We start from the raw sequence: 16,688 nt of genomic DNA on the forward strand, positions 1-16,688 counted from the left end.
GCTTGGGCGGCATGATACCTGATGCATAATTCAGAATTCAAAATCCCGAGCAATGCACCCGCCCGTGTCCGCCCTGCCCAAAGCCGCTGCTTCCATGCTGCCCACACGGGCCCTGTACATGGAAGTGGCAGAGCGGCTGCGCGAGAAGATCTTCAACCGCGCGCTGGAGCCGGGCAGCTGGATCGACGAGCAGCGCCTGGCGGCCGAATGGGGCATCAGCCGCACGCCGCTGCGCGAGGCGCTGAAGGTGCTGGCCGTCGAAGGCCTGGTGACCATGAAGCTGCGGCGCGGCGCCTACGTCACCGAGATGTCGGCACAGGACGTGTCGCAGGTCTACCACCTGCTGGCGGTGCTGGAAAGCGACGCGGCCGCCGAGGTGGCAGCCCATGCGAGCGATGACCACATCGCCGAACTGCGCACGCTGCACGACAAGCTGGAAAAGCAGGTGAAGCAGCGTGAGTCCTTCTTCGTCACCAACGAGCGCTTCCACATGCGCCTGCTGGAGATCGCCGGCAACCGCTGGCGCACGCAGATCATTGCCGACCTGCGCAAGGTGATGAAGCTCAACCGCCACCACTCGCTGTTCAAGGCGGGCCGGCTGGCGGAGTCGCTGGCGGAGCACCGCGCGGTGATGCAGGCACTGGAAGCACGTGATGCCGCGAAGGCTCAGCGCTTGATGCGTGCGCACTTCGAGAACGGGCTGGCGGCCGCCGGCGGCTGATCGACCGAGCACCTCCGACTCCCAATGAAAACGGGGCCCGAAGGCCCCGTATCTTGCGAAGTCGGCAGTATCAGCGCTGGCCGATCGGCTTCACGTCGCGGCGGTTCGCGCCCACGTACAGCTGGCGCGGACGGCCGATCTTGTACTCGGGGTCGCCGATCATCTCGTTCAGCTGGGCGATCCAGCCCACCGTGCGGGCCAGCGCGAAGATGGCGGTGAACAGGCTCACCGGGATGCCGATGGCGCGCTGCACGATGCCGGAGTAGAAGTCGACGTTCGGGTACAGCTTGCGCGACACGAAGTAGTCGTCTTCCAGGGCGATCTTCTCCAGCGCCATCGCCAGCTTGAACAGCGGGTCGTCGTGCAGGCCCAGTGCGTTGAGCACCTCGTGGCAGGTTTCGCGCATCAGCTTGGCGCGCGGGTCGTAGTTCTTGTACACCCGGTGGCCGAAGCCCATGAGCTTGATGCCGGAGTTCTTGTCCTTCACCTGCTTGATGAAGTCGCCGATCTTCTCCACGCCGCCGTTGCGCTGGATCTCCTCCAGCATGTTGAGCGCCGCTTCGTTGGCGCCACCGTGCGCCGGGCCCCAGAGGCAGGCCACACCGGCCGCGATGGCGGCGAAGGGGTTGGTGCCGGACGAGCCGCACAGCCGCACCGTGGAGGTGGATGCGTTCTGCTCGTGGTCGGCGTGCAGGATGAAGATGCGGTCCATCGCGCGCACCAGCACGTCGTTGGGCTCGTATTCCTCACACGGCGTGGCGAACATCATGTGCATGAAGTTCGCGGTGTAGCTCAGCTTGTTCTTCGGGTACATGTAGGGCTGGCCCACGCTGTACTTGTAGGCCATGGCCACCAGGGTCGGCATCTTGGCGATCAGGCGGATCGCCGCGATTTCACGGTGCTGCGGATTGTTGATGTCCGTGCTGTCGTGATAGAAGGCCGACAGCGCGCCCACCAGGCCCGTCATCACCGCCATGGGGTGCGCGTCGCGGCGGAAGCCGCGCAGGAAAAACTGCATCTGCTCGTTGACCATCGTGTGGTTGGTCACGCGGGCCACGAAGTCCTTCTTCCCGGCGGCGTCGGGCAGCTCCCCGTACAGCAGCAGGTGGCAGGTTTCGAGGAAGTCGCAGTTCTCGGCCAGTTGCTCGATCGGGTAGCCGCGGTACAGCAGTTCGCCCTTGTCGCCGTCGATGTAGGTGATGGTGGAGTTGCACGCCGCCGTGGACATGAAGCCCGGGTCGTAGGTGAACTTGCCGGTCTGGGCGTAGAGCTTGCGGATGTCGATGACATCGGGGCCGACCGATCCCTTGTAGATCGGCAGGTCCATGCTCGCGCTGCCGTCGCTGAACGACAGGGTGGCCTTCACGTCGGACTGGGTCATCGTCATCGCAGTTCCTTTCTTTGCTTCAATTCTTCAAACCGGTGTTCTCATCATCGCGAGCACGGTCCTGACGTCCGCCCTGTCGAGTTCACCTTCGGGCTGCTTGCGCGACAGCAGAAGGTCGAGCAGGTCGTTGTCGGGCAGCGCCATCAGCGCTTCGAGCGCCTGGGCCTGCCGCACCGTGAGCGCCGCCTCGTGGCGACGGAAGAAGCGCTCGATGAACAGGTCGTTCTCGAGCAGGCCGCGGCGGCAGCGCCACCTCAGCTTGCTCAAGGCTCGGGGGTCCAGCGCAGTGTCCATCAATTGGCTTTCTGGAGGCTGAACGCGGCGTCTAAACCTGTGCGCACCGACCGGTCAAACCGCGCGGCGGACCATCAGTTCCTTGATCTTGCCGATCGCCTTGGTCGGGTTCAGGCCCTTGGGGCAGACGTCGACGCAATTCATGATCGTGTGGCAGCGGAACAGGCGGTACGGATCTTCCAGGTTGTCCAGGCGCTCGTTGGTGGCCTGATCGCGGCTGTCGGCGATGAAGCGGTAGGCCTGCAGCAGGCCGGCCGGGCCGACGAACTTGTCCGGGTTCCACCAGAAGCTGGGGCAGCTGGTGGAGCAGCTCGCGCATAGGATGCATTCGTACAGGCCGTTCAGCTCGTCGCGCTCTTCCGGCGTCTGCAGGCGTTCCTTCTCGGGCGGCGGCATCTCGTTCACCAGGTACGGCTTGATCGAGTGGTACTGGGTGAAGAAGTGCGTCATGTCGACGATCAGGTCGCGCACCACCGGCAGGCCGGGCAGCGGCTTGAGCACCACCGTGGCAGGCAGCGCGCGCATGTTGGTCAGGCACGCGAGGCCGTTCTTGCCGTTGATGTTCATCGCGTCGGAGCCGCACACGCCTTCGCGGCAGGAGCGGCGGAACGACAAGGTCGGGTCGATCGACTTCAGCTTGATCAGCACGTCCAGCAGCATGCGCTCGGAGCCGTCGAGCTCCACCTCGAGCGTCTGCATGTAGGGCTTGGCGTCCTTGTCCGGGTCGTAGCGGTAGATCTGGAACGTGCGCTTTTGTTGCGACATGGGGGATCCTGCTTAGAAGGAACGCACCTTGGGCGGAATGGATTCCACCGTCAGCGGCTTGAGGTTGACCGGCTTGTAGTCCAGTCGGTTGCCGTCGCTGAACCACAGGGTGTGTTTCATCCACTCCTTGTCGTTGCGGCCGTTCGGGTATTCGGGGCTGTCGGCGTAGTCGTTCACCGTGTGGGCGCCGCGGCTTTCGCGCCGGGCGGCCGCGGACACGATGGTGGCCTGGGCCGCCTCGATCAGGTTGTCCACCTCCAGCGCCTCGATGCGCGCGGTGTTGAACACCTTGGACTTGTCCTTCAGCGTGATGGCCTTCACCCGCTCGCGCAGGGCGGCGATCTGCTTCACGCCTTCATCGAGCATGGCCTGGGTGCGGAACACGCCGGCGTGCTTCTGCATCGAGGTGCGGATGTCGTTGGCCACGTCCTGCGCGTATTCGCCTTCGCTGGTGGCATCCAGCCGCGCCAGGCGCTCCAGCGCGCGGTCGGCGGCATCGGCCGGCAGGGGCTTGTGCGACTTGTTCTTCAGGTTGGAATCGATGATGTGGTGGCCCGCCGCACGGCCAAACACCAGCAGGTCCAGCAGCGAGTTGGTGCCCAGGCGGTTGGCGCCGTGCACGCTCACGCAGGCGCATTCACCCACCGCGTAGAAGCCGTTGACCACCGCATTCGGGTTGCCGTTTTTCGGCACCACCACCTGGCCATGGATGTTGGTCGGGATGCCGCCCATCTGGTAGTGGATGGTCGGCACCACCGGAATCGGCTCCTTGGTGATGTCGACGTTGGCGAAGTTATGGCCGATCTCGAACACGCTGGGCAGGCGCTTCATGATGGTCTCGGCGCCCAGGTGGGTCATGTCGAGCTGGATGTAGTCCTTGTTGGGACCGCAGCCGCGCCCTTCCTTGATCTCCTGGTCCATGCAGCGCGACACGAAGTCACGCGGCGCCAGGTCCTTCAGGGTCGGCGCATAACGCTCCATGAAGCGCTCGCCATCACTGTTGCGCAGGATCGCGCCTTCGCCACGGCAGCCTTCGGTCAGCAACACGCCGGCGTTGTGCACCCCCGTGGGGTGGAACTGCCAGAACTCCATGTCCTCCAGCGGCACGCCGGCGCGAGCCGCCATGCCCAGGCCGTCACCGGTGTTGATGAAGGCATTGGTGCTGGCCGCGTAGATGCGCCCTGCGCCGCCGGTGGCGAAGAGTGTGGTCTTCGCTTCCAGGATGTGCACGTCGCCGGTTTCCATTTCCAGCGCGGTCACGCCCAGCACGTCGCCGTCGGCGTCGCGGATCAGGTCCAGCGCCATCCACTCCACGAAGAAGTGGGTGCGGGCCTTGACGTTCTGCTGGTACAGCGTGTGCAGCATCGCGTGGCCGGTGCGGTCGGCGGCCGCGCAGGCGCGCTGCACCGGCTTTTCGCCGTAGTTGGCGGTGTGGCCGCCGAAGGGGCGCTGGTAGATGGTGCCGTCGGGGTTGCGGTCGAACGGCATGCCCTGGTGTTCCAGTTCATACACGACCTTGGGCGCCTCTCGGCACATGAACTCGATGGCGTCCTGATCGCCCAGCCAGTCCGACCCCTTGACGGTGTCGAAGAAGTGGTAGTGCCAGTTGTCCTCGCTCATGTTGCCCAGCGAGGCGCCGATGCCACCTTGCGCGGCCACCGTGTGCGAGCGGGTGGGGAACACCTTGGACAGCACCGCCACGTTGAGGCCGGCGCGTGCCAGCTGAAGCGACGCCTGCATGCCGGAGCCGCCGGCGCCGACGATGACCACGTCGAACTTGCGGCGCGGCAGGGAAGAACCCGATGTCATGTTCAAAGTCTCCAGAGGACCTGGACTGCCCAGCCGGCGCAGCCCACGAGCCAGATGATGGTCAGCGCGTGCATCGCCAGGCGGATGCCGACCGGCTTGATGTAGTCCATCCAGATGTCGCGCATGCCCACCCACGCGTGGTAGGCCAGCGCAACGATCACCGTGAACGTGAGCACCTTCATCCACTGGGCCGCGAAGATGCCGGCCCACTTTTCATAACTGAGCGGCCCCGGCAGCAGCAGCTGCACCAGCAGCACCAGCGTGAACAGCGCCATCGCGACGCCGGTGATGCGCTGGGCGAGCCAGCCGCTGAAACCGTAATGGGCGCCGACGACCAGGCGCTTGGATCCGTGATTGATGGCCATGCTTTTGGTTCCTCAGTACAGGCCGAAGAGCTTGGCGGCGCACAGCAGCGTGAGCAGCAGGCTCAGGCCCATCGTGACCTGGGCGGACACCTTGCCCTGCTCCTTGGACACCGAGTGGGTGGCGTCCATCCACAGGTGGCGCACGCCGGCGATGAAGTGGGTGAGGTAGGACCAGATGATGGCCAGCACCACCAGCTTCACCAGCCAGCCCGGTACCACGCCGATGCCGCTGACGAAGGCGGCGCGGAAGCGCTCAAAGGAGAACTCGGACGTGACGCTGGTGTCGAACAGCCAGATGATGAGGGGCAGCAGGACAAACAGGATGCCGCCACTGATGCGATGCAGGATGGACACGATGGCTGCCAACGGATAACGGTAGCCCGTCAGCGCGTCGATCAGCTTCATCTCGCCCGGTCTCTGCTTCGGTGCTTGTACTTGTGCCATTACGAGCCTTGCGTGCGTGAAACCAAATGATTTTATTGCAATGCAACAGTCGCGAGCCTGACAACGAATGCGTGGTTCCCGCTGTCAGCTCAATTCGTTGCGGTAGTAGTGCGATTCGGTGTTGTACAGGCCACGCCGCAGCTCCACCGGCTTGTCGCCGTAGGTGAACGACAGCCGCTCCACGCTCAACAGCGGCGCGTGGGGTGGCAACTCCAGCAGCTGGGCGGTGGCCGCGTCCGCAGCGACGGCACGGATCTTTTCCTCGGCGCGGATCATGCGCACGCCGAATTCGGTCTCGAACAGGCCATACAGCGGCCCGCGGGTCTCCGCCAGGCGCTCGGCGGTCAGGCCCTTGAAGGCCGCGCCGGGCAGCCAGATGTCGTCCAGCACCACCGGCTTGCCGGCAAACAGCAGCAGGCGCCGGATCTGCACCGCCGCATCGCCGCTCTTGAGCTCCAGCACGCGCGCGACGTCGGCCGGGGCGCGCAGCCGCCGGCATTCGAGGATGCGGCGCTCGGTGCCGCGCGGTGCGCCTTCGTCGTCGGGCATCAGGCGCAGGAATCGGTACTGGATCTTCTGCTCGGCATGGGTGGCCACGAAGGTGCCCTTGCCCTGCCGCCGCACCACCAGGTTCTCGGTGGCCAGCTCGTCGATCGCCTTGCGCACCGTGCCCTGGCTCACCTTGAAGCGGGCCGCCAGGTCCATTTCGCTCGGGATCGCCTCGCCCGGCTTCCACTCGCCGCTTTGCAGGCTGCGCGTGATCAGCGCCTTGATCTGCTGGTAGAGCGGGCTGAACGCCGGGCCGGACTCGGCGGCCGGGGCGTCGGCCGCGGAAGCGCCGCTGGAAGGTGAAACGGAGGCCATGGCCCGGATTGCAGCACACGGCGCGCCCGCACGTCCACCAACTCATGAAAGATGTCTTATATAAGACATAAGACCATTGACAGAGCAGGGGTAGACCCTTAGAGTCGCCGTAAACTCACCGGTGGTCCAGACCTTTCCACCAACCTCCTTGGAGCCTTCCCCATGAGCAAGAAGCCCGTCCGTGTCGCCGTCACCGGCGCCGCCGGCCAGATCGGTTACGCCCTGCTGTTCCGCATCGCCTCCGGCGAAATGCTGGGCAAGGACCAGCCCGTGATCCTGCAGCTGCTGGAGATCCCGGACGAGAAGGCGCAGAAGGCGCTCAAGGGCGTGATGATGGAGCTGGAAGACTGCGCCTTCCCGCTGCTGGCCGGCATGGAAGCGCACAGCGACCCGAACACCGCCTTCAAGGACACCGACTACGCCCTGTTGGTCGGCGCCCGCCCGCGTGGCCCCGGCATGGAGCGCAAGGACCTGCTGAGCGCCAACGCGCAGATCTTCACTGCACAGGGGAAGGCGTTGAATGCCGTGGCCTCGCGCAATGTGCGCGTGCTGGTGGTGGGCAACCCCGCCAACACCAACGCCTACATCGCGATGAAGAGCGCGCCCGACCTGCCGCGCAAGAACTTCACCGCCATGCTGCGCCTGGACCACAACCGCGCGCTCAGCCAGATCGCCGCCAAGACCGGCAAGCCGGTGGCCAGCATCGAGAAGATGGCCGTGTGGGGCAACCACTCGCCCACGATGTATGCCGACTACCGCTTCGCCACCATCGACGGCCAGCCGGTCAAGCAGATGATCAACGACGAGGAATGGAACAAGAACACGTTCCTGCCCACCGTCGGCAAGCGCGGCGCGGCCATCATCGAGGCGCGCGGCCTGTCGTCCGCCGCATCGGCTGCCAATGCCGCCATCGACCACATGCGCGACTGGGCCCTGGGCACCAACGGCAAGTGGGTCACCATGGGCATTCCCAGCGACGGCCAGTACGAGATCCCCAAGGACGTGATGTTCGGCTACCCGGTCACGGTGGAAAACGGCGAGTACAAGATCGTCGAAGGCCTGCCCATCGACGAGTTCAGCCGCGAGCGCATCAACGTCACGCTGAAGGAGCTGCTCGAAGAGCAGGAAGGCGTGAAGCACCTGCTGTAAGCACAGCAACCAAGCCGGCGAAAGCCGGCTTTTTTGTTGGGGGACCGCCATGCGCGACTGGAACCCTGCCCTTTACACCTGCTTCGAGGATGAGCGCACCCGGCCGGCGGTGGAACTGCTCGCCCGCGTGCCCTTGCAGGCCGCCCAAGGTGTCTTCGACCTGGGCTGCGGCCCGGGCAATTCCACCGAACTGCTGGTGCGGCGGTTTCCGCAGGCCAGCGTGGTCGGCACGGACAACTCGCCCGCCATGCTGGAAGCGGCCCGCTCGCGGCTGCCGCAGGTGCGCTTCGAGCTCAGCGACATCCGCACCTGGCAGGCGGAGGCCGCGGACCTTATCTACGCCAATGCCTCGCTGCAATGGCTGCCTGGCCACGACACGCTGCTGCCCCGGCTGTTCGGCATGCTGGCACCCGGCGGCGTGCTGGCCGTGCAGATGCCCGACAACCTCGACGAACCCTCGCACCGCCTGATGCGCGAGACGGCCGCCGATGCCCGCTGGGCCGCGCTCATCGGCGATGCCGCCACGTTGCGCGCCCGCATCCTGCCCGCCGACGCGTACTACGACCTGCTGGCGCCCGGCGCCGCATCGGTCGACATCTGGCGCACCACCTACCACCACCGCATGGGCTCGCCAGCCGACATCGTGCAGTGGCTGCGCGGCACCGGCCTCAAGCCCTTTGTCGACGCGCTGCCCGCGCCGCTGCAGGCAGAATTCCTCCATGACTACGAGCAGCGCATCGGCCACGCCTATTCGCGACGCGCTGACGGCAGCCGGCTGCTCGCCTTTCCCCGTTTGTTCATCGTCGCCCAGCGCGGCGCCTGACCCATGAGCACCACCTCCGTGCATCCCTGCGATGCCTTGTTCGACGCCAGCGAAGCCGCCGTGTCATTGCCGGTGTGCGACCACTATGCGGGCGTCGAAGCCCGCATGCGCAAGAGCCTTGACTTGCAGGCCGAACTGGGGCCCGTGTTAGACGTGACGCTGGACAACGAAGACGGCGCGCCAGTGGGCGGTGAGCGCGAGCATGCACAGCTGATCGCCGAGCTCGTCACCTCGCCGGCCAACCGCTTCGGCCGGGTCGGCGCTCGCATGCTGCCGGTCGATCATCCAGCCTTTGCCGACGTGGCCAAGACCCTGGTGCGCGATGCCGGCGCCCGGCTGGCTTACCTGATGCTGCCGAAGCCGCGCAGCCTGGCGGACGTGGAGCGGGCAGCGCAGGAGGTGGACCGGCTCAGCGTGGATGCGCACCTGGCGCGCCGCATCCCCTTGCATGCGCTGATCGAGACCCACGGTGCCCTGCAACACGTGCAGGCGATCGCGGCCCATCCACGCATCGAATCACTGTCCTTTGGGCTGATGGACTTCGTGTCGGCACACCGCGGCGCCATTCCCCAAAGCGGCATGAGCGTTACCGGCCAGTTCGAACATCCGCTGGTGGTGCGGGCCAAGCTGGAGATCGCGGCGGCGTGCCATGCTGCGGGCAAGGTGCCATCGCACTGCGTGGTCACCGAGTTCAAGGACGAACGTGCGCTGGCGCAGGCGGCCGACAAGGCGGCGCGCCAGTTCGGCTACACCCGCATGTGGAGCATCCACCCCGCGCAGATCCGCACCATCGTGGACGCCTTCTCTCCAACCGTCGCCGAGGTGGACCAGGCGATCGAGATCCTGATGGCCGCGCGCGACGCGAACTGGGCGCCGATACGGCACCGCGACACCCTGCACGACCGGGCCAGCTTCCGCTATTTCTGGCATGTGCTGGCGCGTGCCCATCGCACGTCGTTCGCGGACGGGCCGCAGCTGCCGACCGAAGTGCGGCAGGCGTTCTTCAACGAAGCGACGGCCTGACCCGCATGCTGATCCTGAAGACCTACCCGCACCCGCTGGAGCTGCGCACCGCACGCACCCTGCTGCGCGCCTGGAAAGACAGCGACCTGCCCGCCTGGTGCGAGATGAACGCCGACGCTCAGGTGCGACAGCACTTTCCCTCCGTACACACGCCGGAGGAGGCGCTGGGCGAAGCGGGCCGGATACGGCAAGCCCTTGGCCAGCGCGGCTGGGGCTTCTGGGCGCTGGAGATCCCCGGGCGGCTGCCGTTTGCCGGCGCCGTCGGGCTCATCGTGCCGGCCTACGAGGCGCCCTTCATGCCGGCGGTGGAAATCGGCTGGCGCCTCTGCCGGGACGCCTGGGGCCAGGGTTATGCCATCGAAGCGGCGCGTGCGGCCGCACAGTTCGCCTTCACCGAACTGGCGCTCGACGAGATCATTGCCGTGACCATCCCGGCCAACGCACCGTCGCGCAAGGTGATGGAGCGCCTGGGCATGCGGCGCGACGAGCGCGACGACTTCGACCATCCCCGTGTGCCGGCAGGCCACCCGATGCAGCGCCATGTGCTGTACCGGCTCGACCCGGCGAGCTTCCGGCGCCAGGCGGCTTGCAGTTTGTTGCCTTGACCGGGGGTTGTCCGCCTCCGTGCGGCCCGCCGGCTTGCCGACAATCGCCGCTTTCGAGAAATCCCGGAGCGTTTTCCATGACCCGCCTGCTTGCCCCCGTCGCTGCCCTGTCGCTGGTGGTGTTTGCCGCCATGCCGATGATCGTGGACGCGGCCACCAGCAAGAAACCAGCCGCCAAACCGGCCGCCACCAAGAAGAAGGCCGAGCCCAAGCCGGTGGCCGCCGAGCCGCCCGAGACCCTGAGCGAAGGGCAGCTGGCCATGGCCGGCCGCGTGTTCACCGGCCGCGCCGATTGCGAGTTCAAGCAGGCGGTGGACGTGCAGCCGGTGGACGGTCGCCCCGGCCACTTCCAGGTGAGTTTCGGCAAGCAGCGTTTTGACATGGTGCCGGAAGAGACCACCACCGGCGCGGTGCGCCTGCACGACCGCAAGGCCGACGTGGTGTGGCTGCAGATCCCGGTGAAGTCCATGCTCATGAACAACAAGGCGGCCCAGCGCATGGTGGATGCCTGCCAGCACACGCAGCAGCGCGCGGCGGTGGAGGCGATCGAGCAGGCTCGCGTGGCGGCCGCGGCGGCGGACACCGCCGCCAGCGCCGCCACCAACGCCGCCTCTGCCGCTGTGGCAGGCAGCCTCTTCGCAGGCCAGCCGTCCACGGCCGCCGTGGCAGCGGCCGCACAAACCGCCGCTTCGGCCGCCGCCGTGGCATCGCAGGCCGCCAGCGCGGCGGCGACAGCTGCGTCTGCGGCGGTGTCCGTCTCCTTGCCGGCCTCCAGCGCCGCTTTGCAGGTGGCACCGGCGGCCTCGGCCCCCGCCTCGGCCCCGGCTCAGTAAGCCGCGGCGCCGAAGCCAAGTGCGACAAACAGCCGCCTCCGGGCGGCTTTTTTGTGCCGCTGCGGCACTCAGGATTGAGCGCCAAGTCTTATATAAGACATAAAATATTGGAGTCGCCGGCGCTTGGCCGTATGGAGCCCCGGCGGGCCGCTTTTCGCCCCCACCCGGAGCCCCACATGCTGCAAGCCTACCGTCAACATGCCGCCGAACGCGCCGCGCTCGGCATCCCGCCGCTGCCCCTGTCCGCCCAGCAGACCGCCGACCTGATCGAGCTGCTGAAGAACCCGCCGGCCGGCGAAGAGGCCTTCCTGGTGGAGCTGCTGACGCACCGCGTGCCGCCGGGCGTGGACGACGCCGCCAAGGTGAAGGCTTCCTTCCTGAGCGCCGTGGCGCATGGCGACGTGGCCGTGCCGCTGATCTCGCGCGCCAAGGCCACCGAGCTGCTGGGCACCATGGTGGGCGGCTACAACGTCAAGCCGCTGATCGACCTGCTGGACGACGCCGAAGTCGCCGGCGTTGCCGCTGCAGCGCTGAAGAAGACGCTGCTGATGTTCGACTACTTCCACGACGTGGCCGAGAAGGCCCGGGCCGGCAACGCGGTCGCCAAGGAAGTGATCCAGTCCTGGGCCGACGCCGAGTGGTTCACCTCGCGCCCGGAAGTGTCGAAGAAGATCACCGTCACCGTCTTCAAGGTGCCCGGCGAGACCAACACCGACGACCTGTCGCCCGCACCCGACGCCTGGAGCCGCCCGGACATCCCGCTGCACTACCTCGCGATGCTGAAGAACACCCGCGCCGGCGCGGCCTTCACGCCGGAAGAAGACGGCAAGCGCGGCCCGATGCAGTTCATCGAGGACCTGAAGAAGAAGGGCCACCTCGTCGCCTACGTGGGCGACGTGGTGGGCACCGGCTCCAGCCGCAAGAGCGCCACCAACAGCGTGATCTGGGCCACCGGCGAAGACATCCCCTTCGTGCCCAACAAGCGCTTCGGCGGCGTCACCCTGGGCGGCAAGATCGCGCCCATCTTCTTCAACACGCAGGAAGACTCCGGCTCGCTGCCGATCGAGGTGGACGTGTCCGCCTTCGAGATGGGCGACGTGATCGACGTGTACCCCTACGACGGCAAGATCGAGAAGAACGGCGCTGTCGCCGCCACCTTCGCGCTCAAGAGCGACGTGCTGCTCGACGAAGTGCGCGCCGGCGGCCGCATCAACCTGATCATCGGCCGCTCGCTCACCGCCAAGGCGCGTGATTTCCTCGGCCTGCCTGCGGCCACCGTCTTCCGCCTGCCGACGGCGCCGGCGGCGAGCACCAAGGGCTTCACCCTCGCCCAGAAGATGGTCGGCCGCGCCTGCGGCCTGCCCGAGGGCCAGGGCGTGCGCCCGGGCACCTACTGCGAACCGAAGATGACCACCGTCGGCTCGCAGGACACCACCGGCCCGATGACGCGTGACGAACTGAAGGACCTGGCCTGCCTGGGCTTCAGCGCCGACCTGGTGATGCAGAGCTTCTGCCACACCGCGGCTTATCCGAAGCCGGTGGACGTCAAGATGCACCGCGAGCTGCCGGCCTTCATCAGCAACCGCGGCGGCGTGGCCCTGCGGCCGGGCGACGGCGTGATCCACAGCTGGCTGAACCGCATGCTGCTGCCCGACACCGTGGGCACCGGCGGCGACAGCCACACCCGCTTTCCCATCGGCATCAGCTTCCCGGCCGGCTCCGGCCTGGTCGCCTTTGCCGCAGCCACTGGCGTGATGCCGCTGGACATGCCGGAATCGGTGCTGGTGCGCTTCAAGGGCCAGATGCAGCCCGGCATCACCCTGCGCGACCTGGTGCACGCGATTCCGCTGTACGCCATCAAGCAGGGCCTGCTCACCGTCGCCAAGCAGGGCAAGAAAAATGTGTTCTCCGGCCGCGTGCTGGAGATCGAAGGCCTGCCCAACCTGAAGGTGGAACAGGCCTTCGAGCTGAGCGATGCGTCAGCCGAGCGTTCCGCCGCTGGCTGCACCGTGCGCCTGAACAAGGAACCGATCATCGAGTACCTCAACAGCAACATCGCGCTGCTGAAGTGGATGATCGCCAACGGCTACGAGGACAAGCGCAGCATCGAGCGCCGCATCAAGGGCATGGAAGCCTGGCTCGCCAAGCCCAGCCTGCTGGAGCCGGATGCCGACGCCGAGTACGCCGCGGTCATCGAGATCGACCTGGCCGAGATCACCGAGCCGGTGGTGTGCTGCCCCAACGACCCGGACGACGCCAAGACCCTGAGCGATGTGCAGGGCGCGCAGATCGATGAAGTGTTCATCGGCTCGTGCATGACCAACATCGGCCACTTCCGCGCCGCCAGCAAGCTGCTCGAAGGCAAGCGCGACATTCCGGTCAAGTTGTGGGTGGCGCCGCCCACCAAGATGGACGCGGCCGAGCTGACCAAGGAAGGCCACTACGGCGTGTTCGGCACCGCCGGTGCGCGCACCGAGATGCCGGGCTGCAGCCTGTGCATGGGTAACCAGGCCCAGGTGCGCGAAGGCGCCACCGTCATGTCCACCAGCACCCGCAACTTCCCCAACCGCCTGGGCAAGAACACCAACGTGTACCTCGGCAGCGCGGAGCTGGCCGCCATCTGCTCCAAGCTGGGCCGCATCCCGACGGTGGCCGAATACCACGCCGACATGGGCGTGATCAACAAGGACGGCGACAAGGTGTACCGCTACATGAACTTCGACCAGATCGAGGAGTTCAACACGGTGGGCAAGGCGGTCACCGCCTGACGGCCTGACACACCGCTTCAGCACCCCGGGGCCCGCGCATGCGGGCCCTTCCTTTTGCGGCGCGCCCCACGCCTAGAATCGGCCGCGATGGCCGCGCACCCTGCCCCCGACACACCGGCTGCCTCGCTGGCCGGCCGGCTCAATGCAGGCCAGAACTTCGGCGCCATGACGCATCGCGTGGCCAGCGCCGACCTGGTGGTGAACACCGCGCAGCACGCGCCCGGCATGGTGGTGCCGCGCCATGAACACGAAAACCCGTACCTGTGCATCGTGCTGGCCGGCGGCTTCGAGATGCAGGCGGCGCGGGCGCGGGATTGCCCGGCCGGCAGCGTGATCGCACATCCCGCAGGCCATGCGCATGCCAACCGGTTCGGGCCGCTCGAAGGCCGGTGCCTGAACCTGCACCTGGGCGACGCCTGGGTGCGGGACCCTGCCCTGCAGGCCTGGCTGGCGGACTTTCGCCACGTCGCGCTGCCGGCGGACGCCCCGGTGGTGCGCCGGCTGGCGCACGAGATGCATGCCAGCGACACGGCCGCATCGCTGGCGGTCGCTTCGGCGGCCATCGAGCTGCTGGCGCTCGCCATGCGGGCCGACCAGCCGGCACCCGAGCCGCGCTGGATCGCCGAGGCGATCAACCGCATCGAGGCCGACCTCGCGCATGCGCCCACGCTGGGCGAGCTGGCCGGCGCGCTGCAGCTGCATCCGTCGCACCTGGCGCGCTGCTTCCGCCAGGCCCGCGGCGAAACCCTGGGCGACTACGTGCGCCGGCGCCGGGTGGAAGAAGCCGAGCGCGCGCTCGCAGGCGAGCTGACGCTGGCCGAGATTGCCGCGGCCGCGGGCTTTGCCGACCAGGCGCACTTCACCCGCGTCTTCACGCGCCAGGTGGGCGTCTCCCCGGGTGCGCGCCGGCGCGCAATGCAAGCCGGGTTCTAGGCGCGCAAGCCGCGTTCAAGACGCCGCGGCCCGGCCGCCCTACGCTGCAGCCGTCATTCACAAAAGGTCGGCTCATGAAGCGATGGAGTTGGGCGCTCGGCCTGAGCGCAATGTGCATCTCCCTGGGCGCGCTGGCGCAGGCCACCGGCCCGCGTTTGCTGGCCCAGGCGCGCGCCGCCGCAGGCGGCAGCGCCTGGGATGGCGTTCACGGCCTGCAAGCTGAAGGCAGGGTGGACGCGTCCGCCCTGCAGGGCCGCTGGGAACGGCGCGAAGACCTCCAACGCGGGCGCTATCTGTTGCGCACCGACATGGGCGTGTTCCGCACCGCCGAGGGCGATGACGGCCGCGGCCGCTGGCGCCAGGATCCCTCCGGCGGGGTCCACCGGCTGAATGCGGATTTTGCGCGCCAGGCCGCCGTCACCGAAGCTTGGCTCACCCGCCGCGGCTGGCTGCGTGCAGCGGCGGACCATGCCAAGGTCGGTGAGCCGCAGCGCCGCGTGGACGCCGGCACAACCTATGACGTGGTGGAGGTTCAGCCGCAGGGCGGGCAGCCGGTGAGCCTGTGGTTCGAGGCGGCCACGCACCAGCTTGCGCGCACCGAACGCACCATGCCGATCTCCGTGCTCACCGTGCGGTATGCCGACCACCGGCCGGTGAAGGGCCTGTGGCTGCCCTTCTCCATCGAGTCCAGCGACTCCGGCAGCTCCGACGTGGAGCGGGTGCAGGTGCAGCAGTGGCGCATCCAGCGCCCGGCCGCGCGCGACTTCGTGCAGCCCCCCATGCCCGACGACGTGGTGCTGTACGGCGACACCACCGTGCCGCTGGAAATCGACGGCTGGCCGGTGGTGCGGGCCACCCTGAACGGCCAGGACTTCGACTTCATCCTGGACACCGGCGGGCACAACATCATCACGCCGGCCGTGGCGAAGGCGCTGGGGCTGGTGCCGCAGGGCCAGGGCGCCAGCGGCGGCGCTGGGGCGGGCGAAACGGCGCAGCAGTACCTGCGGGTGCAGACGGTGCAGATCGGCAAGGCCACGCTGAAGGACCAGCATTTCTATGTGCTGCACTTCCCCTACTCCACCGTGGAGCGCGGCAGCCGCCCGCCGGTGGCGGGCCTGCTGGGGCTGGAGCTGTTCGAGCGTTTCGGCATCCGGCTGGACTACCGCGCCAGGACGCTCACGCTGCGCAAGCTGGCCGGTTATCGCCACCAGGGCGGCGGCACCGCGGTGCCCATCGCCTTTGACGACGACATGCCGCTGCTGCAAGGCCGCATCAACGGGCAGCCCGGCCTGCTGGGGCTGGACACCGGCAACGGCGGCAGCACGGTGATCCAGCATGTGTGGGCGCGAGCGCACGGGCTGGCGGAGCGCATGAAACGCGAGGGCATCGCCACCGTGTCCTACGGCGCGGGCGGCGAATCGCGCAACTGGGCCACCCGGGTGGGCGCCATCGAGATCGCGGGCGTCACCATCGCGCGGCCGGTGGTGCGCTATGCCGAGGACACCGCGGGCTCCTTCAGCTCGCGCACCGAGGCAGCCAACATCGGCACCGAGCTGCTGTCGCACTTCGTGCTCGACTTCGACTACGCCAAGGGCGTGATCTGGTTCGAGCACCAGCCCGGCTACGAGCCGCGACCCTTCAACCGCTCGGGCCTGCGGGCGCTGAAGACCACGCCCGAGGCGCTTGAGGTGATGCTGGTGTCCCCGCGCTCGCCGGCCGAGGCCGCCGGCCTGGCGCGCGGCGACCGCATCCTGGCGGTGGACGGCATGCCCGCCCGCGAGATGAGCGGCCGGGCGTTCAACCATCGGCTTTCCGAGGCCGTGGGCACCGAGGTAAAGCTCACGGTGAAGCGCGACAACGCCGAACGCCAGGTGACCCTGGTGCTGGCCGAGATGCTGCCCTGAT

At 67.6% G+C, this 16,688-nt stretch carries 16 protein-coding genes; 9 read left to right on the forward strand and 7 right to left on the reverse strand.

Going from position 1 to position 16,688, the window contains the following annotated elements:
* Positions 1 to 52 precede the first annotated feature (52 nt).
* Entirely contained in the window at positions 53 to 721 is a 669-nt protein-coding gene (locus VPH43_RS03625; protein WP_328576294.1) for a GntR family transcriptional regulator, read from the forward strand.
* Positions 722 to 791: 70 nt separating this feature from the next.
* Here VPH43_RS03625 and gltA read toward each other — a convergent pair whose 3' ends face one another.
* The 7 genes from gltA to VPH43_RS03660 all read right to left on the reverse strand — a co-directional run bounded on the left by gltA (position 792) and on the right by VPH43_RS03660 (position 6,649).
* Positions 792 to 2,102, reverse strand: coding sequence for a citrate synthase (gene gltA, locus VPH43_RS03630; RefSeq protein ID WP_328576831.1), 1,311 nt, complete (start codon positions 2,100 to 2,102; stop codon positions 792 to 794).
* A 33-nt stretch (positions 2,103 to 2,135) separates the two neighbouring features.
* Positions 2,136 to 2,402, reverse strand: a complete 267-nt coding sequence (locus tag VPH43_RS03635; RefSeq protein WP_328576295.1) for an FAD assembly factor SdhE — start codon at positions 2,400 to 2,402, stop codon at positions 2,136 to 2,138.
* 54 nt (positions 2,403 to 2,456) lie between these two features.
* Positions 2,457 to 3,167, reverse strand: coding sequence for a succinate dehydrogenase iron-sulfur subunit (locus tag VPH43_RS03640; RefSeq protein ID WP_328576296.1), 711 nt, complete (start codon positions 3,165 to 3,167; stop codon positions 2,457 to 2,459).
* A gap of 12 nt (positions 3,168 to 3,179) precedes the next feature.
* Positions 3,180 to 4,976 (reverse strand): succinate dehydrogenase flavoprotein subunit, encoded by a 1,797-nt coding sequence (gene sdhA / locus VPH43_RS03645; protein ID WP_328576297.1) that lies wholly within the window; start codon positions 4,974 to 4,976, stop codon positions 3,180 to 3,182.
* Between the two features lie 2 nt (positions 4,977 to 4,978).
* Positions 4,979 to 5,341: a succinate dehydrogenase, hydrophobic membrane anchor protein gene (gene sdhD, locus VPH43_RS03650; protein ID WP_328576298.1), complete on the reverse strand. Its 363-nt coding sequence runs from the start codon at positions 5,339 to 5,341 to the stop codon at positions 4,979 to 4,981.
* Between the two features lie 12 nt (positions 5,342 to 5,353).
* Positions 5,354 to 5,746 (reverse strand): succinate dehydrogenase, cytochrome b556 subunit, encoded by a 393-nt coding sequence (gene sdhC / locus VPH43_RS03655; protein WP_328576299.1) that lies wholly within the window; start codon positions 5,744 to 5,746, stop codon positions 5,354 to 5,356.
* A gap of 123 nt (positions 5,747 to 5,869) precedes the next feature.
* Positions 5,870 to 6,649, reverse strand: coding sequence for a GntR family transcriptional regulator (locus VPH43_RS03660; RefSeq protein ID WP_328576300.1), 780 nt, complete (start codon positions 6,647 to 6,649; stop codon positions 5,870 to 5,872).
* 162 nt (positions 6,650 to 6,811) lie between these two features.
* Between VPH43_RS03660 and VPH43_RS03665 the strand changes: the two genes are divergently transcribed.
* The 8 genes from VPH43_RS03665 to VPH43_RS03700 all read left to right on the forward strand — a co-directional run bounded on the left by VPH43_RS03665 (position 6,812) and on the right by VPH43_RS03700 (position 16,687).
* On the forward strand, positions 6,812 to 7,798 hold the full coding sequence (locus VPH43_RS03665; RefSeq protein ID WP_328576301.1) for a malate dehydrogenase: 987 nt from the start codon (positions 6,812 to 6,814) through the stop codon (positions 7,796 to 7,798).
* Positions 7,799 to 7,847: 49 nt separating this feature from the next.
* Positions 7,848 to 8,621 carry a trans-aconitate 2-methyltransferase gene (gene tam / locus VPH43_RS03670; protein WP_328576302.1) on the forward strand — a complete coding sequence of 258 codons (774 nt, stop codon included), beginning with the start codon at positions 7,848 to 7,850 and terminating at the stop codon, positions 8,619 to 8,621.
* Positions 8,622 to 8,624: 3 nt separating this feature from the next.
* Entirely contained in the window at positions 8,625 to 9,644 is a 1,020-nt protein-coding gene (locus VPH43_RS03675; RefSeq protein WP_328576303.1) for an HpcH/HpaI aldolase/citrate lyase family protein, read from the forward strand.
* Between the two features lie 5 nt (positions 9,645 to 9,649).
* Positions 9,650 to 10,249, forward strand: coding sequence for a GNAT family N-acetyltransferase (locus VPH43_RS03680; RefSeq protein WP_328576304.1), 600 nt, complete (start codon positions 9,650 to 9,652; stop codon positions 10,247 to 10,249).
* A gap of 77 nt (positions 10,250 to 10,326) precedes the next feature.
* Positions 10,327 to 11,082: a hypothetical protein gene (locus VPH43_RS03685; RefSeq protein ID WP_328576305.1), complete on the forward strand. Its 756-nt coding sequence runs from the start codon at positions 10,327 to 10,329 to the stop codon at positions 11,080 to 11,082.
* Positions 11,083 to 11,258: 176 nt separating this feature from the next.
* Positions 11,259 to 13,850: a bifunctional aconitate hydratase 2/2-methylisocitrate dehydratase gene (gene acnB, locus VPH43_RS03690; RefSeq protein WP_328576306.1), complete on the forward strand. Its 2,592-nt coding sequence runs from the start codon at positions 11,259 to 11,261 to the stop codon at positions 13,848 to 13,850.
* 87 nt (positions 13,851 to 13,937) lie between these two features.
* Positions 13,938 to 14,783 carry a helix-turn-helix transcriptional regulator gene (locus VPH43_RS03695; RefSeq protein ID WP_328576307.1) on the forward strand — a complete coding sequence of 282 codons (846 nt, stop codon included), beginning with the start codon at positions 13,938 to 13,940 and terminating at the stop codon, positions 14,781 to 14,783.
* A gap of 74 nt (positions 14,784 to 14,857) precedes the next feature.
* Positions 14,858 to 16,687 (forward strand): aspartyl protease family protein, encoded by a 1,830-nt coding sequence (locus VPH43_RS03700; RefSeq protein ID WP_328576308.1) that lies wholly within the window; start codon positions 14,858 to 14,860, stop codon positions 16,685 to 16,687.
* Position 16,688: the final 1 nt, after the last annotated feature.

It is taken from the genome of Ideonella sp. BN130291, from assembly GCF_036231905.1.
GTDB lineage: Bacteria > Pseudomonadota > Gammaproteobacteria > Burkholderiales > Burkholderiaceae_C > CAMLIZ01.

Excerpts from the sequence above, each read along its gene's own strand:
- VPH43_RS03625 (WP_328576294.1), top strand. The coding sequence starts at position 53 with ATGCACCCGCCCGTGTCCGCCCTGCCCAAAGCCGCTGCTTCCATGCTG.
- gltA (WP_328576831.1), bottom strand. The coding sequence starts at position 2,102 with ATGACCCAGTCCGACGTGAAGGCCACCCTGTCGTTCAGCGACGGCAGC.
- VPH43_RS03635 (WP_328576295.1), bottom strand. The coding sequence starts at position 2,402 with ATGGACACTGCGCTGGACCCCCGAGCCTTGAGCAAGCTGAGGTGGCGC.
- VPH43_RS03640 (WP_328576296.1), bottom strand. The coding sequence starts at position 3,167 with ATGTCGCAACAAAAGCGCACGTTCCAGATCTACCGCTACGACCCGGAC.
- sdhA (WP_328576297.1), bottom strand. The coding sequence starts at position 4,976 with ATGACATCGGGTTCTTCCCTGCCGCGCCGCAAGTTCGACGTGGTCATC.
- sdhD (WP_328576298.1), bottom strand. The coding sequence starts at position 5,341 with ATGGCCATCAATCACGGATCCAAGCGCCTGGTCGTCGGCGCCCATTAC.
- sdhC (WP_328576299.1), bottom strand. The coding sequence starts at position 5,746 with ATGAAGCTGATCGACGCGCTGACGGGCTACCGTTATCCGTTGGCAGCC.
- VPH43_RS03660 (WP_328576300.1), bottom strand. The coding sequence starts at position 6,649 with ATGGCCTCCGTTTCACCTTCCAGCGGCGCTTCCGCGGCCGACGCCCCG.
- VPH43_RS03665 (WP_328576301.1), top strand. The coding sequence starts at position 6,812 with ATGAGCAAGAAGCCCGTCCGTGTCGCCGTCACCGGCGCCGCCGGCCAG.
- tam (WP_328576302.1), top strand. The coding sequence starts at position 7,848 with ATGCGCGACTGGAACCCTGCCCTTTACACCTGCTTCGAGGATGAGCGC.
- VPH43_RS03675 (WP_328576303.1), top strand. The coding sequence starts at position 8,625 with ATGAGCACCACCTCCGTGCATCCCTGCGATGCCTTGTTCGACGCCAGC.
- VPH43_RS03680 (WP_328576304.1), top strand. The coding sequence starts at position 9,650 with ATGCTGATCCTGAAGACCTACCCGCACCCGCTGGAGCTGCGCACCGCA.
- VPH43_RS03685 (WP_328576305.1), top strand. The coding sequence starts at position 10,327 with ATGACCCGCCTGCTTGCCCCCGTCGCTGCCCTGTCGCTGGTGGTGTTT.
- acnB (WP_328576306.1), top strand. The coding sequence starts at position 11,259 with ATGCTGCAAGCCTACCGTCAACATGCCGCCGAACGCGCCGCGCTCGGC.
- VPH43_RS03695 (WP_328576307.1), top strand. The coding sequence starts at position 13,938 with ATGGCCGCGCACCCTGCCCCCGACACACCGGCTGCCTCGCTGGCCGGC.
- VPH43_RS03700 (WP_328576308.1), top strand. The coding sequence starts at position 14,858 with ATGAAGCGATGGAGTTGGGCGCTCGGCCTGAGCGCAATGTGCATCTCC.